This is a genomic window from Pseudomonas sp. CFBP 8771 (genome assembly GCF_014841695.1).
Taxonomy (GTDB): domain Bacteria; phylum Pseudomonadota; class Gammaproteobacteria; order Pseudomonadales; family Pseudomonadaceae; genus Aquipseudomonas; species Aquipseudomonas baltica.
Genome location: NZ_JACYUJ010000002.1, coordinates 576,487 through 591,103, shown reverse-complemented (window position 1 = coordinate 591,103; position 14,617 = coordinate 576,487). Strand labels below are relative to the sequence as shown.

Sequence of the window (14,617 nt, the reverse complement as noted above, 5' to 3'; positions counted from 1 at the left end):
CGCGGCTTTAAAAACGTGCTATTAGTAAAGTAACCAAAGTACCTTATATTCGAAAATGGCCTATAAGTTTCTCAGAGTCAAATATTGTCTGATCGAAATATTCCTGAAATAAGGTTATGGATTCCGTATGCTTTTTGTAAGCTGTATTGTAGAAGTTCCTAAGAATAAATTGTAGGAATAGATAAGGCGTTAGCGGTGCGGACACAGGTATCCTACAGTTTTTGTATTGACCCAAAGTCAAGTGTGATTTTGGGTGGTGAATTTCCTCAAATACACCTTCGGTACAATCGTAGTCAAACCGTATTGGAAAGACTACAATGTTCCGCATTACTATGTCGGCATAAATATCGTCGTCATCATAGATTTCAGGATGGTTTTGGTATTCGGTTAGGTCCGGTGATGGAAAAAAAGCAAGCCTGTGTGATTTTAAATCGCCATTTTCAAATCTGTACATAATCTGGATAAGAGCGCCGTCCAGCATTTTCAGATTGTAAGAGTTGGACCTGAGAAGCTCAGAATAGATTTCTCCATAAGGTTGATTTTTGAGTACTATGCTTAAGTCTCCTTGGCCACTATAACTTATCTCCTGAAGGATGCCCTCATTTCTATACGAAGGGAAGTTTTGGCTATTACATAGACCAAGTCCAATGAAGTCTGCAGTGAGGCGTTCAACTTGCTGTCTGATTAATTCAGGGTTTATCATTGTCTGCCCTCTTTGTTAAGCAGGGTTCTAAGGCGGTCAAGTTGCTCTTTTGGTAAGTCATCCAAAAAAACTTTTCCCTGCTCAATTTCCTTTAAGAGAATCGCGACACTTTCTTGGGTTTTAATGATCTTCCCTTTTTCTTCGGATGACATGTCTCGGTTGACTATATTAAGATTTTTTCTCTCTTCGTCAGTTGGGTATCTAAATGATAGCTCAAAGTTGTGCTGTTTGACAGCCTCAAATTCCTCCATGAGCTCCACCATCTGAGGGCCAACGCCAAGAACTCTTACCCATGCCTTGCTTCGGGTAATGGCCGTGAATAGCATATTTCTCATTCTTGCCAAGCTTCCGAACGAATAATAGCAGTCGTGAGCGTTTATGATGTAAACCATGCCTGCCTCATTGCCCTTAGCCCTGTAAATTCCAGTAAAAACAACGGAATCATCCTCGCTTTCGAAGAATACGTCTTGAGATGTATCAACTCCGGCAAGATGGCTATTTATACCCTTTTCAAATAGTATTTTTCTGGCGGGGCCTACTGCGTTTCTAGTTGTTAAGGGGTCGGGGTTGATGACTATGATGTCGTCATGATTAAGCTCATCATTCTTGATATTAGATTCGATTTCTGCTGCCAGCCAAGCGGCTTGGTCATGTTCTGAGTTGAACGCTTTGAACTGCACTAAGTCAGAGACGTCGGAGTGATCTTCGAGAAAGGCCGGGCTGCTGAACTCCGTACGAGCCAGGCTTACGTCATGACCATCTTCGAGATGTCCTGCTTTTACTTCATAGCCCACATCACTCCACAAATGACTCTGATCAAACATCTGTATTAGGCCAGTCCCTGTTTTAGGGTCTGCTTTACGATAAATTCCAAATCCTAGTGCGTGCGCGGTGGTTAGAATGGGCCTGGAGTTGCGATAGCACTTTTCTAGGATTATGTCTTGTTTTGGCTTGCCCGGCGACGGCTCATCAAATTTGACACGTGGTTGCCCGCCTGGGGTTGTGCCAAAAATCTCTTCGGGTGACGGGAGGGATTTTTCACTTAAGCTCTGAAGTTCATCATAAGCATAAACAAGCCTTTTATCTTTCGTAAGGAACTCATAGCATAAACGTAGAAAGGAAGGTGAAAAGTCTTGGGCTTCATCAATCAAAATGACGTCATATAGCGGCTTGACTTGCAGCGCATCTTTGAGGGCCTTGTCGCAAGCTCCTTCGAAGTCTTTGTTGCGACCGTAGCGGGCTTTAGCCGTTTGGTAGTCGAGAAATTCCACGCCATGCGTTTGGCAAAACGTGTAATACATTCCTGTTCTTTGGGCGCCACCAGGCCCACCCCATGCATTGATTATCTGTAGATTGTCCCAGTCTGGCTCCTCATTCGTATGCTCGATGACAAATGTATTTATAAGCCTCTTGAATTGTGCTTTAAGGGATCGCGTGTTAAATGTTACGGCTATTTTCCACTCTGGATGCTGTGCATGAAGATAGGCTGCTTTTAATGCAAGTACTATTGTTTTTCCCGATCCTGCAAGTCCTCGTATCCTCTGGACTCCCTGCACCGTTTCGATGACTGCACTACCTTGGAGGTTGTCAAGATTAGCTATAGAGTCTTCGAGAGTTTTTAATATTGCGCCTCGAGAAGTTGGCTTTGTAGTCTCTCTCTTCCTCTTGCCTTTGCGGATAGTAGATATTGACTGAATAACGGCAAGCACAGACTCAAAAATGGCTGCATTATCGAATATAGGAAGCTCATCTATAAATGCATGAAGATTTACTGAATTGCAAATAGGATGTTCTTGCTCAAGCGTGTCAACTTTCATTGTGGTTGCAGGCGCGAAAGTCACAACGTTTGGTGGAATTTGTAACTTCCTTCCCTTCATCAGACTTTTGTGGTTTCTAAGTTTCGCCTCCAGCGTATTGAAGCTGTCGTCCTGCGCTTCTTCGTAACCTAAAGTGCTTCTGCCTTCTATCAAATTGAATAATAGCAGGCCATGCTCGCGACTAAGCCAAATAGCGTCAATAGGGTGTGGCCCATTCGGTGTACCGATGATTGGATAACCAATAAAAAGATGCCCGCCATACTGTGGGTTGCTTTTGAAAAACTCCGCTAGCTGGTTGCTGGAAACTGGCTTTTTGGTTGAACCCCATATAATGTCGGTCATTGCATGCCCTGGCCTTAAAGTAAAAAAGAGCTCTTAAATATTTTTGCAGAGCCAAACGAGTCTGCGCATTGGCGGTGATTCTATACTACCATGGCTATTCGCCGACAATGAAGTTTGGAGTTTTTTGATACTAGTGTGTTCTGCATGAATCTTTGCTCCTTGTAGATGACCCACGGCATCGTCTAACGGAAAACTTTGCCTATGCAGCGTTCGGCGATTCTGCTGCCTCGGTTTGTCCTAAGCTTAACGCGCTTGTAGTAAATTTTCTGTAGGAGCGCTCTGCTACCGATGTCGCGTTAGACTACTCCTCCGTAGGTAAGATCGCTGAATTCTTGCGCTTTTTTCACCTCATCCCGTGTGACTATCAGTGGGGTGATATTTTCCATATCGTTTATACTCTTATATGGTGACGTGACAATTTTTTTCGTAGGCCTCGACGGTATGAGGTTCGTAGGCCGTCGATGAGGTTAGGGTGCAGGCTTAATTGTTTCAGTACTGCCAAAAAATGGTTGGCAGGCACTGACTGCTCATCGTGCGGCCATGAAACACAGCTGAATGTCACCAGTCGGTGACATTTCCCCATCCCTTCGTTACCTGCGCCCCTGTGGCGATGTTTACACTCTCATGCAACGCAAGCATCAGACTTGCATCTGCATAACAACAAAAAAGGATGTCCCATGAACTCGCTCTCCCGCCTCGCCATCGTCGTTTCCCTTGCCTCCGTGTTCCCGCTCAGTGCCCTGGCTGCCGACTCCAAAGGTTCGGTCGAAGTGGTGCATTGGTGGACGTCCGGCGGTGAAAAAGCAGCAGTCGACGTGCTCAAGGCGCAGGTGGAGAAAGACGGTTTCACCTGGAAAGACGGCGCCGTGGCCGGCGGCGGCGGTTCCACCGCAATGACCGTGCTCAAGAGCCGCGCCATGGCTGGCAATCCTCCTGGCGTTGCCCAGATCAAAGGCCCCGACATCCAGGAATGGGGCAGCACCGGGCTGCTCAGCACCGAAGCCCTGAAGCAGGTTGCCGTGGATGAGAAGTGGGACAGCCTGTTGGTCAAGAAGGTGTCTGACACCGTCAAGTACGACGGCGAGTATGTGGCCGTTCCCGTGAACATCCACCGGGTGAACTGGCTGTGGATCAACCCCGAGGTGTTCAAGAAAGCTGGTATCGAAAAGGCGCCGACTACCCTCGAAGAATTCTATGCAGCCGGCGACAAGCTCAAGGCCAAGGGCTTCATCGCGCTGGCCCATGGTGGTCAGCCATGGCAGGACAGCACCGTGTTCGAAGACGTGGTGTTGTCGGTCATGGGCGCAGACGGCTACAAGAAAGCCTTCGTCGACCTCGATGAGAGCACCCTGACGGGTGAACAGATGGTCAAGGCGTTCACCGAGCTGAAGAAGGTCGCAACTTACATGGACCCCAACCGTGCCGGGCGTGACTGGAACATCGCGGCTGCCGACGTCATCAATGGCAAGGCCGGCATGCAGATGATGGGCGACTGGGCCAAATCCGAGTGGACCGCGGCAGGCAAGGTGGCCGGCAAGGATTACCAGTGCGTGGCCTTCCCCGGCACCGAGAAAGCCTTCACCTACAACATCGACTCGCTGGCCGTGTTCGAACTCAAGAACAAGGACGACATGGCCGCGCAGCAAGACCTGGCCAAGGTTGCACTGGGCACCGACTTCCAGAAAGTCTTCAGCATGAACAAGGGTTCGATCCCGGTACGTACCGACATGCTCGCCGAGATGGACAAGTTGGGCTTCGACGCCTGCGCCCAGACGGCGGCCAAGGACTTCCTGGCCGACGACAAGACCGGCGGCCTGCAGCCGAGCATGGCGCACAACATGGCCACGACGCTGGCGGTGCAGGGCGCGATCTTCGATGTGGTGACCAACTACATCAACAATCCCCAGGCTGATCCGCAGAAGGCCGCCTCGCAGCTGGCCAAGGCCATCAGTTCGGCCAAGTGAACATCAGGCTGACACACCCAGCCCTGTAGCACCGGCGCAAGCCGGGTCCCGATCGCCGCCGTTGCATCATGCATTCGCGGCGCTGCCGGACGCGGCTTGCGCCGCTGCTACACACTATCCAACGAAGCGGACATCTCAACATGAGCTCAACTGCTGTCATGCGCAGGGCTTCGCCCCTGGACGCCCTGCAGCGCTGGCTGCCCAAGCTGGTGCTGGCACCGAGCATGCTGATCGTGCTGGTGGGCTTCTACGGCTACATCCTGTGGACCCTGGTGCTGTCCTTCACCACTTCAAGCTTCATGCCCAACTACAAGTGGGCGGGCCTTGCGCAGTACGCGCGGCTGATGGACAACGATCGCTGGTGGGTCGCGAGCAAGAACCTCGCGGTCTTCGGTGGCCTGTTCATTTTCATCAGCCTGGTGATGGGGGTATTCCTGGCAGTGCTGCTGGACCAGCGCATTCGCCGCGAAGGCTTCCTGCGCACCATCTACCTGTATCCCATGGCGCTGTCGATGATCGTCACCGGTACCGCCTGGAAGTGGCTGCTCAACCCGGGCATGGGCCTGGACAAACTGCTGCGCGACTGGGGCTGGGAAGGCTTTCGCCTGGACTGGCTGGTTGACCAGGACCGGGTGGTCTACTGCCTGGTGATCGCGGCTGTGTGGCAGGCCTCGGGCTTCGTCATGGCGCTGTTCCTGGCCGGCCTGCGTGGCGTCGACCAGTCGATCATTCGTGCCGCCCAGGTGGACGGCGCCAGCCTGCCCACCATCTACCTGCGCATCGTCCTGCCGAGCCTGCGTCCGGTGTTTTTCAGCGCCTTCATGATTCTTGCGCACATCGCCATCAAGAGCTTCGACCTGGTAGCTGCGATGACGGCGGGAGGGCCGGGCTACTCGTCGGACCTTCCCGCGATGTTCATGTACGCCTTCACCTTCAGCCGGGGCCAGATGGGGCAGGGGTCGGCCAGCGCCATGCTGATGCTCGGCGCGATCCTGGCCATCCTGGTGCCCTACCTGTACTCCGAACTGCGGGGCAAACGTCAATGAACCCTATGACCGGCAAACCGGCCCTGACCTTCAGTCGCGTGGCGATCTACGCCGTGCTGCTGCTGGCCGCGGCCATCTACCTGGTGCCGCTGGTGGTGATGCTGCTGACCAGCTTCAAGACACCCGACGACATCCGCACCGGCAACCTGCTGAGCCTGCCGGAAGTGTTCACTGCCATCGGCTGGGTCAAGGCCTGGGGTTCGGTGGGCGGGTACTTCTGGAACTCGGTGATGATCACCGTTCCTGCCGTGCTGATCTCCACCTTCATCGGTGCCATGAACGGCTATGTGCTGTCGATGTGGAAGTTTCGCGGCTCGCAACTGTTCTTCGGCCTGCTGCTGTTCGGCTGCTTCCTGCCGTTCCAGACCGTACTGTTGCCGGCGTCATTCACCCTGGGCAAGTTCGGCCTGGCCAACACCACCACCGGGCTGGTGCTGGTGCACGTGGTGTATGGGCTGGCATTCACCACGCTGTTCTTCCGCAACTATTACGTGAGCGTGCCGGACGCACTGGTCAAGGCCGCACGCCTGGATGGCGCCGGGTTCTTCACCATCTTCGGCAAGATCCTGCTGCCCATGTCGATCCCGATCGTCATGGTCTGCCTGATCTGGCAGTTCACCCAGATCTGGAACGACTTCCTGTTCGGCGTGGTGTTCGCCAGCGGCGATGCACAGCCGATCACCGTGGCATTGAACAACCTGGTCAACACCAGTACCGGGGTCAAGGAATACAACGTGGACATGGCAGCGGCAATGATCGCCGGCCTGCCGACGCTGTTGGTCTACATCTTCGCTGGCAAGTATTTCCTGCGCGGGCTCACGGCCGGCGCGGTCAAGGGGTAGCAACATGGCAACGCTGGAACTGCGCAACGTAATCAAGACCTACGGCAGCGGCTTGCCGGACACGCTGAAGAACATCGAGCTTTCGATCGACTCGGGGGAATTCCTGATCCTGGTGGGGCCGTCGGGCTGTGGCAAGTCGACCCTGATGAACTGCATTGCAGGCCTGGAGAACATCTCCGGCGGGGCGATCCTGGTCGACGGCGAAGACATCAGCGGCATGAGCCCAAAGGACCGGGACATTGCCATGGTGTTCCAGAGCTACGCGCTGTATCCGACCATGACGGTGCGCGAGAACATCTGCTTCGGCCTGAAGATCCGCAAGATGCCCCAGGCTTCGATCGACGAAGAAGTAGCGCGAGTGGCCAAGCTGCTGCAGATCGAGCATCTGCTCGAACGCAAGCCCGGCCAGCTCTCCGGTGGCCAGCAGCAGCGCGTGGCGATGGGGCGCGCACTGGCGCGGCGGCCCAAGATCTACCTGTTCGACGAGCCGCTGTCCAACCTCGACGCCAAGCTGCGGGTGGAGATGCGCACCGAGATCAAGTTGATGCACCAGCGCCTGAAGACCACCACGGTCTACGTGACCCACGACCAGATCGAGGCCATGACCCTGGGTGACAAGGTGGCGGTGATGAAGGACGGCATCATCCAGCAGTTCGGCACGCCGCAGCAGATCTACAACGATCCGGCCAACCAGTTCGTGGCCAGCTTCATCGGCTCGCCGCCGATGAACTTCATTCCGCTGCGCCTGACCCGCCAGGACGGTCGCCTGGTGGCGCTGCTCGACAGCGGCCAGGCGCGTTGCGAACTGCCGCTGGGCATCGCCGACGCGGGGCTGGAGGATCGCGAGATCATCCTCGGCATCCGCCCCGAGCAGATCGCCCTGGCCAGCGAGCAGGTCACGGGTTTGCCCACCCTGCGTGCCGAAGTGCAGATCACCGAGCCGACCGGGCCGGACACGCTGGTGTTCGTCACCGTGAACCAGACCAAGGTGTGCTGCCGCATGGCGCCGGATGCTGCGCCGGCCATAGGCGCCACCTTGAACCTGCTGCTGGACCCGAGCAAGGTCCTGATTTTCGATGCGGCCAGCGGTGCGCGCCTCGGCGCCACGCGAACCGCGCAGGAAGCTGCACCCTTGGGCAACGTGACCCAGTTCAAAGGACGCTGAATAGCGATATCGGCGGGCGGCCTGTCGCCTGCCATTGGCAAGACTGTACAACACGTCAATAACAATAAAAGAGGAAGAGGGATGAACAGCAGACTTATCACTAAACCCAGACTGATCGGCCAGTTGTCGATGCTCGGCGCCTTGAGTCTGGCCGGCAGCGTGCATGCCGCTGGGGCTTTTACCGAAGAGTCGCCGTGGATGACCGGTGACTGGGGTGGGGCCCGTACGGAGTTGCTGGAAAAGGGCTACGATTTTTCGCTGGAATACGTAGGGGAAGTTGGCAGCAATCTCGACGGTGGCTACAACGACGACACCACCGCACGCTACAGCGACCAGTTCGCCCTGGGCGTGAAGATGGACCTGGAAAAGATTCTGGGGTGGAAGGATGCGGAGTTCAAGCTGGCCATCACCGAGCGTAGCGGCCGCAATATCTCCAATGACCGGATCGGCGACCCGCGTGCCGGCACCCTGAGTTCATCCCAGGAAGTCTGGGGCAGGGGCCAGACCTGGCGGCTTACCCAGATGTGGTACAAGCAGGGTTATTTCGACGACAAGCTCAACGTCAAGATCGGCCGCTTCGGCCCTGGCGAAGACTTCAACAGCTTCCCGTGCGACTTCCAGAACCTGGCGTTCTGCGGTTCGCAGGTCGGCAACTGGGTTGGCAACATCTGGTACAACTGGCCGGTCAGCCAGTGGGCGTTGCGTATCAAGTACAACATCACCCCGGAAGTGTATGCGCAGGTGGGCGTGTTCGAGCAGAACCCCTCGTACCTGGAAACCGGTAACGGCTTCAAGCTCAGCGGCAGCGGCACCAAGGGCATGATCCTGCCGGTTGAACTGGTATGGACGCCCAAGCTCAACGACCTGCCGGGCGAGTATCGCCTGGGCTACTACTACAGCACGGCCAAGGCCGACGATGTGTATGAAGATGGCAATGGCCAGGCGGCTGCGGTTTCCGGCGCCAGCTACAAGTCCCACAGCAGCAAGCACGGCGCCTGGATCGTCGCCCAGCAACAGTTGACCAGTCACAACGGCAGCGCCGCGCGTGGCCTGAGCATCTTCGCCAACGCCACCGTGCACGACAAGGACACCAACTTCGTCGACAACTATCAGCAGATCGGCCTGACCTACATGGGGCCCTTCGACGCCCGGCCCAAGGACGACATCGGTGTGGGCATCGCGCGCATCCACGTCAACGAAGACGTGCGCAAGAATCGCCGCCTGGTCAATGATCTGAACAACATCGAAGACTACGACAATCCGTCATACCTGCCGATCCAGGACACCGAGTACAACGCCGAGATCTACTACGGCTTCCACGTGACCAACTGGCTGACGGTGCGGCCCAACGTGCAGTACATCAAACATCCTGGCGGCGTGAACCAGGTGGATGACGCACTAGTGGCCGGGTTGAAGATCCAGTCCAAGTTCTGATTTGCGGTGTGCGCTTTCCGGGCGACTCAGGTCGCCCTTTTTTTCGAGCCAGTAACGGGCTCACCGTAGGAGCGGTCATCGGCCGCGAATGCTGCCCCGCGGTGAAACTGGCACACCGCGGTGTTCTTTTCGCGGCCGCTGACCGCTCCTACGTGGGATCAGGGGCTTATTCATCCCATTTACCTGCGGTTTGACCGTAGGAGCGGTCATCGGCCGCGAAAGGCTCGCTGCGGTGAATCTGATCCACCGCAGCGTTTTTTCGCGGCCACTGACCGCGCCTGCAGATCCATGTCCTTTACCTGCATTCAGTCCAGGCCATCCCCAGCCGGGTAGCGACTCACGTTCAGGCTTTCCTTGATCTTCCTCAGGTGCGGCTGGAAATCCACGCCGCGCCGTAGCGTCATGCCCGTGGCCAACACATCAAGCACAGTCAATTGCACGATGCGCGATGTCATCGGCATGTAGATATCCGTGTCTTCAGGCAGGGGTATGTTCAGGCTTACGCTGCTGGCCTTGGCCAAGGGCGAGCCTGCTGCCGTGAGCCCCAGCACCGATGCACCGTTTTCCCGTGCCAGGCGGGCGACTTCCACCAGTTCGCGCGTGCGCCCGGTGTAGGAGATGATCACGAACAGCTCGCCGGTATGGGCAACCGACGCCAACATTCGCTGCATGAGGACATCGGCATGGGCCGACACCGCCAGGTTGAAGCGAAAGAACTTGTGTTGGGCATCGAGCGCCACCGGCGCCGACGCGCCGAGGCCGAAGAAGTGGATCTGGCGTGCCTGGATCAACATGTCCACGGCGCGGCTGACCAGCGCCGGATCGAGTTGCTGGCAGGCGCTGTCCAACGAAGCGATGGCACTGCCGAAAATCTTCTGGGTATAGGCCGCCGGGTCGTCGTCGGCTTCTACCGCGCGACTGACGTAGGCTGCGCCACTGGCCAGGCTTTGCGCCAGTTGCAGCTTGAGCTCGGGGTAGCCGCTGACGCCGAAGGAACGACAGAAGCGGTTCACCGTCGGCTCGCTGACCTTGGCGGCCTGCGCCAGAGCGGCAATACTGAAGCGGGTCGCCTGCTGCGGATTGAGCAGAATGACTTCGGCCACCTTGCGCTCGGCCTTGTTCAGCTCATCGAGGCGGCTCTGGATCTGTTCCAGAAGATTTCGCACACGGTCCATGGTATGTCCTTGGGTCTACTGCAGCGCCAGCGAGCATGTCTGGCCAGGCTGTCTTCACGGGTGGCTTATCCTACTGGGGGGCGCAGTGCGCCACCACCCGTATCTGTCTGAATGGGTAAATGTTGTGGTTATTACTACATTCTGCCTTGAATCGTCCCCTGAAAAAGGGTATTTCTACGTCAACTTGATAGAAGAACAAACATCATGCCCTCAATGACCGCAGGATCATGCACCTTTGCTCTTTTTGGCGCCCTGGGCGACCTGGCATTGCGCAAGCTGTTTCCGGCTCTATATCAACTCGATCGCGCGCAGTTGCTGCACGCCGATACACGCATTCTCGCCCTGGCCCGCGAGCCCGGCGATGAAGCCCATCACCTGGGTGTCATCGAGGCAGGGTTGCGCAAGTTCGTTTCCGACGCCCAGCTCGAGCCCGACGCGGTGCAGCGTTTTCTGGCGCGGCTGAGCTATGTGCACGTGGACTTTCTGGATGCCGACACCTACGTCGCACTGGCCGAGAAAGTCGGTGACGCCGAACAATTGATCGCCTACTTCGCCACACCGGCGGCGGTCTACGGCGCCATCTGCGAAAACCTGCACAAGGTCGGCCTCACCGCGCGCACCCGCGCCGTGCTGGAAAAGCCTATCGGCCACGACCTGGAATCCTCGCGCCGGGTCAACGATGCCGTCGCGCAGTACTTCCCGGAAAATCGGGTCTACCGAATCGACCACTACCTGGGCAAGGAGACGGTGCAGAACCTCATTGCCCTGCGCTTCGCCAACAGCCTGTTCGAAACCCAGTGGAACCAGAACTACATTTCCCACGTTGAGATCACCGTCGCGGAAAAAGTCGGTATCGAAGGGCGCTGGGGCTACTTCGACCAGGCCGGCCAGCTGCGCGACATGATCCAGAATCACCTGCTGCAGCTGCTCTGCCTGATCGCCATGGACCCACCGGCCGACCTGTCCGCCGACAGCATTCGCGATGAGAAGGTCAAGGTGCTCAAGGCGCTCGCGCCATTCACCGCCGACGGCTTGACCCAGCAGGTCGTGCGTGGCCAGTACATCGCGGGCTACAGCGAAGGCCGTCCGGTGCCGGGTTACCTGGAAGAAGAAAACTCCAACACCCAGAGCGATACCGAGACCTTCGTCGCGCTGCGTGCCGATATCCGCAACTGGCGCTGGGCCGGCGTGCCGTTCTACCTGCGCACCGGCAAGCGCATGCCACAGAAGCTGTCGCAGATCGTCATCCACTTCAAGGAACCGCCGCACTATATCTTCGCGCCCGAGCAGCGCCTGCAGATCAGCAACAAGCTGATCATCCGCCTGCAACCGGACGAAGGTATATCGCTGCGCGTGATGACCAAGGAGCAAGGCCTGGACAAGGGTATGCAACTGCGCAGCGGGCCGCTGCAACTGAATTTCTCCGACACCTATCGCAGTGCGCGCATTCCAGATGCGTACGAGCGATTGCTGCTGGAGGTGATGCAGGGCAATCAGAACCTGTTTGTCCGTAAAGATGAAATCGAATATGCGTGGACATGGTGCGATCAGCTCATCGCCGGCTGGAAGAAATCCGGCGATGCTCCCAAGCCGTACGCGGCAGGTTCATGGGGGCCGATGAGCTCGATTGCCCTGATCACACGCGATGGGAGATCCTGGTATGGCGATATCTGATTTGCAGTTCCCCGAGGGGGTCAAGGTTCACGATTGCGTGAGCGCACCGTTGCTGGCCGAAGCCCTGGCCGGCAAGGTCGCCGAGCAACTGCGCCAGGCGATCGAGCGCCAGAACGTGGCAACCTTGGTGGTTTCCGGCGGGCGCAGCCCGGTGGCTTTCCTGGAGTGCCTGGCGCGTCAGAGCCTGGACTGGTCACGGGTAGTGATCTCCCTGGCCGACGAGCGTTGGGTGCCCATCGAGCACGCCGACAGCAATGCCGGCCTGCTCAAGCGCCACCTGCTGGTAGGCGCGGTCGAGCAGGCACGTTTCGTCAGCCTGTACCACACCACGTCCAGCCAGGAGGAGGCCGCCGCAGTCGCCGATGACCTGCTCGGTCAATTGCCGCCGATCGACGTGCTGGTACTGGGCATGGGCGATGACGGGCATACCGCTTCGTTGTTTCCCGATAGCCCCAACCTTGAACAGGCTCTGGCGCTGGACAGCGAGCGCCGCTGCTGGCCCATGCTGGCGCCGAGCGTGCCGCATCAACGCCTGAGCATGAGCCGTGCGTTGCTGGCCTCGGCCCGTTTCAAGGTGCTGTCGGTGCAGGGCGAAAGCAAGTTGACCACGCTGCGCACTGCACTGGCCGGCGACGACGTGGCGCAGATGCCTATCCGCGCCTTCCTGCACTCCGCGCTGGATATCTACTGGTGTCAATGAATCAAGGAACCGCCGCTATGATCACCACCGAACAACAGCAACGCATGGTCGACAAGGTTGCCCGGATCGACGCCCTGGCGGCGCGTGCGCGAATTCTGCCGGTCATCACCATTGCCCGTGAAGAAGACATTCTGCCTCTGGCCGATGCCTTGGCAGCCGGGGGGCTGACCGTACTGGAAGTGACCCTGCGCTCGGCACTCGGGCTCAGGGCCATCCAGGTGCTGCGCGAGCAACGCCCGGAGCTGCTGGTCGGCGCTGGCACGGTGCTGACCCGCGAAATGCTCGCCGCAACCGAGCAGGCCGGCTCGCAGTTCACCGTCACCCCCGGCGTGACCCAGGACATGCTCGAGGCCGGTGTGGAAAGCTCGTTGCCGTTGCTGCCGGGCATCAGCAGCCCGTCCGAACTGATGATGGGTTACGCGCTGGGCTATCGCCGCTTCAAGCTGTTCCCGGCCGAGGTGAGCGGTGGCGTGGCTGCCATCAAGGCGCTCGGCGGGCCCTTCCCGGAAGTGCGCTTCTGCCCGACTGGCGGCGTCGGCCCGGGCAACATCAACAGCTACATGGCTCAATCCAATGTGATGTGCGTGGGCGGCTCCTGGATGCTCGACAGCCAGTGGATTGAAAACCGCGATTGGGCACGCATTCAGGAGTGCAGCGCGCAGGCGCTGGCTCTGCTCGACTGATTCGACTTCGTTAGGCGCTTCACGGTTGTCTTTCAGTGCGCTCGGTCGGCGCACTTTTTTTTGCCTGAAAGAAAGTTGCCAGGCGGTTCAGCGCCCATCGGCGATGCGCGGCTTGCCATGCTTGACCCGCAGCGGATCGAGCAGGTCGGACAAGCCGTTGTGATCGATTTCCTGCATCAGCGCCAGCAGCCCACCCAGTTCACCTTTAGGAAAACCCTCGCGGGCGAACCAGTTCAGGTAATGCCCCGGCAGGTCGGCGATTACTCGGCCCTTGTACTTGCCGAAGGGCATTACGAAGGTCACCAGCGATTCAAGTTTTTCGGGGTTCATGACTGAATATTCACAAGGGTGTGGGTCTGCAAAAACGGCGTTGCGCGAGGTTACATGCATTCTGCACGGTCACAAAGCCGTCGATCATGCATAAAGACAGCTTCGGAAAAACGTCGGCTATGTTAACTCTTTGATATAGATGATTTTTGTTTGCTTTGGAAGCTGGCACGAAGGCTGCTGTATGGACAGCATCCCAACGCGGTTTTCGATTTCCACAGGAATTCAAAAAGATGAATGATTCTGCCAAGACGGTTGTTTCCATCCTGAACAAGCTTATCGAGACCTGCAAGGACGGCGAGGAAGGCTTCAAGACCTGTGCCGAAGACATCAAGAATCCCGAACTGAAGGCTTTGTTCACCAAGCATTCCCAGGAATGCGCCGAAGCGGCCGGTGAACTGCAGGCCGAGGTCATCGCACTGGGCGGCACCCCGGAAGACTCCACCAGCGTGAGCGGTGACCTGCATCGTCGCTGGGTCGACGTCAAATCGATCTTCACCGGCAAGGATGAAGAAGCGGTGCTGAACGAAGCCGAGCGCGGCGAAGATGTGGCTTTGAAAGCTTACAAGGAAGCCTTGACCGAGGCGCTCCCGGCCAACATCTTCACCATCGTCGAGCGTCAGCTTGCCGGTGTGCAGCGCAACCATGATCAGGTCAAAGCCCTGCGCAACATCGCTCGCGCCAGCAGCTGAGCAGTCACGCTGTCGCTGTAAAGAAAACGCCCGCATCGGGCGTTTTTTGTTGG

At 57.3% G+C, this 14,617-nt stretch carries 13 protein-coding genes; 9 read left to right on the top strand and 4 right to left on the bottom strand.

The features are described 5' to 3' along the window. Window positions 1-43 precede the first annotated feature (43 nt). Both IFT80_RS21855 and IFT80_RS07295 read right to left on the bottom strand, forming a co-directional pair. A complete protein-coding gene (locus tag IFT80_RS21855; protein WP_192137076.1) occupies window positions 44-703 on the bottom strand; it encodes a DUF2290 domain-containing protein in 660 nt (219 codons plus the stop codon). Next, window positions 700-2,862: a DEAD/DEAH box helicase gene (locus IFT80_RS07295; RefSeq protein ID WP_192137074.1), complete on the bottom strand. Its 2,163-nt coding sequence runs from the start codon at window positions 2,860-2,862 to the stop codon at window positions 700-702. The genes IFT80_RS21855 and IFT80_RS07295 overlap by 4 nt, the downstream gene beginning before the upstream one ends. A 677-nt stretch (window positions 2,863-3,539) precedes the next feature. Here IFT80_RS07295 and IFT80_RS07290 point away from each other — a divergent pair. The 5 genes from IFT80_RS07290 to IFT80_RS07270 all read left to right on the top strand — a co-directional run bounded on the left by IFT80_RS07290 (window position 3,540) and on the right by IFT80_RS07270 (window position 9,313). Beyond that, window positions 3,540-4,826, top strand: coding sequence for an ABC transporter substrate-binding protein (locus tag IFT80_RS07290; protein WP_185794103.1), 1,287 nt, complete (start codon window positions 3,540-3,542; stop codon window positions 4,824-4,826). A 140-nt stretch (window positions 4,827-4,966) separates the two neighbouring features. Then, window positions 4,967-5,872, top strand: coding sequence for a carbohydrate ABC transporter permease (locus IFT80_RS07285; RefSeq protein ID WP_192137072.1), 906 nt, complete (start codon window positions 4,967-4,969; stop codon window positions 5,870-5,872). Window positions 5,873-5,877: 5 nt separating this feature from the next. Further along, a complete protein-coding gene (locus IFT80_RS07280) occupies window positions 5,878-6,714 on the top strand; it encodes a carbohydrate ABC transporter permease (RefSeq protein WP_163007624.1) in 837 nt (278 codons plus the stop codon). Window positions 6,715-6,718: 4 nt separating this feature from the next. Continuing rightward, entirely contained in the window at window positions 6,719-7,879 is a 1,161-nt protein-coding gene (locus tag IFT80_RS07275) for an ABC transporter ATP-binding protein (protein ID WP_192137070.1), read from the top strand. 129 nt (window positions 7,880-8,008) lie between these two features. Next, window positions 8,009-9,313 carry a carbohydrate porin gene (locus IFT80_RS07270; RefSeq protein WP_244652354.1) on the top strand — a complete coding sequence of 435 codons (1,305 nt, stop codon included), beginning with the start codon at window positions 8,009-8,011 and terminating at the stop codon, window positions 9,311-9,313. A 305-nt stretch (window positions 9,314-9,618) separates the two neighbouring features. On the opposite strand, the gene hexR is transcribed toward IFT80_RS07270, so the two are convergent. Further along, on the bottom strand, window positions 9,619-10,479 hold the full coding sequence (gene hexR, locus IFT80_RS07265; RefSeq protein WP_185794215.1) for a DNA-binding transcriptional regulator HexR: 861 nt from the start codon (window positions 10,477-10,479) through the stop codon (window positions 9,619-9,621). Window positions 10,480-10,692: 213 nt separating this feature from the next. On the opposite strand from hexR, the gene zwf reads away from it, so the two are divergent. The 3 genes from zwf to IFT80_RS07250 are packed head-to-tail and all read left to right on the top strand — an operon-like array spanning window position 10,693 to window position 13,545. Next, window positions 10,693-12,162: a glucose-6-phosphate dehydrogenase gene (zwf, locus tag IFT80_RS07260; RefSeq protein ID WP_122479598.1), complete on the top strand. Its 1,470-nt coding sequence runs from the start codon at window positions 10,693-10,695 to the stop codon at window positions 12,160-12,162. After that, on the top strand, window positions 12,149-12,862 hold the full coding sequence (pgl, locus tag IFT80_RS07255; RefSeq protein WP_192137068.1) for a 6-phosphogluconolactonase: 714 nt from the start codon (window positions 12,149-12,151) through the stop codon (window positions 12,860-12,862). Before zwf ends, pgl begins: the two co-directional genes overlap by 14 nt. Then, window positions 12,859-13,545, top strand: coding sequence for a bifunctional 4-hydroxy-2-oxoglutarate aldolase/2-dehydro-3-deoxy-phosphogluconate aldolase (locus tag IFT80_RS07250; protein WP_185794099.1), 687 nt, complete (start codon window positions 12,859-12,861; stop codon window positions 13,543-13,545). The genes pgl and IFT80_RS07250 overlap by 4 nt, the downstream gene beginning before the upstream one ends. Before the next feature lie 87 nt (window positions 13,546-13,632). Here IFT80_RS07250 and IFT80_RS07245 read toward each other — a convergent pair whose 3' ends face one another. Beyond that, window positions 13,633-13,875, bottom strand: coding sequence for a DUF3820 family protein (locus tag IFT80_RS07245; protein WP_122479595.1), 243 nt, complete (start codon window positions 13,873-13,875; stop codon window positions 13,633-13,635). A gap of 230 nt (window positions 13,876-14,105) precedes the next feature. Between IFT80_RS07245 and IFT80_RS07240 the strand changes: the two genes are divergently transcribed. Then, on the top strand, window positions 14,106-14,564 hold the full coding sequence (locus IFT80_RS07240) for a ferritin-like domain-containing protein (RefSeq protein WP_122479594.1): 459 nt from the start codon (window positions 14,106-14,108) through the stop codon (window positions 14,562-14,564). Window positions 14,565-14,617: the final 53 nt, after the last annotated feature.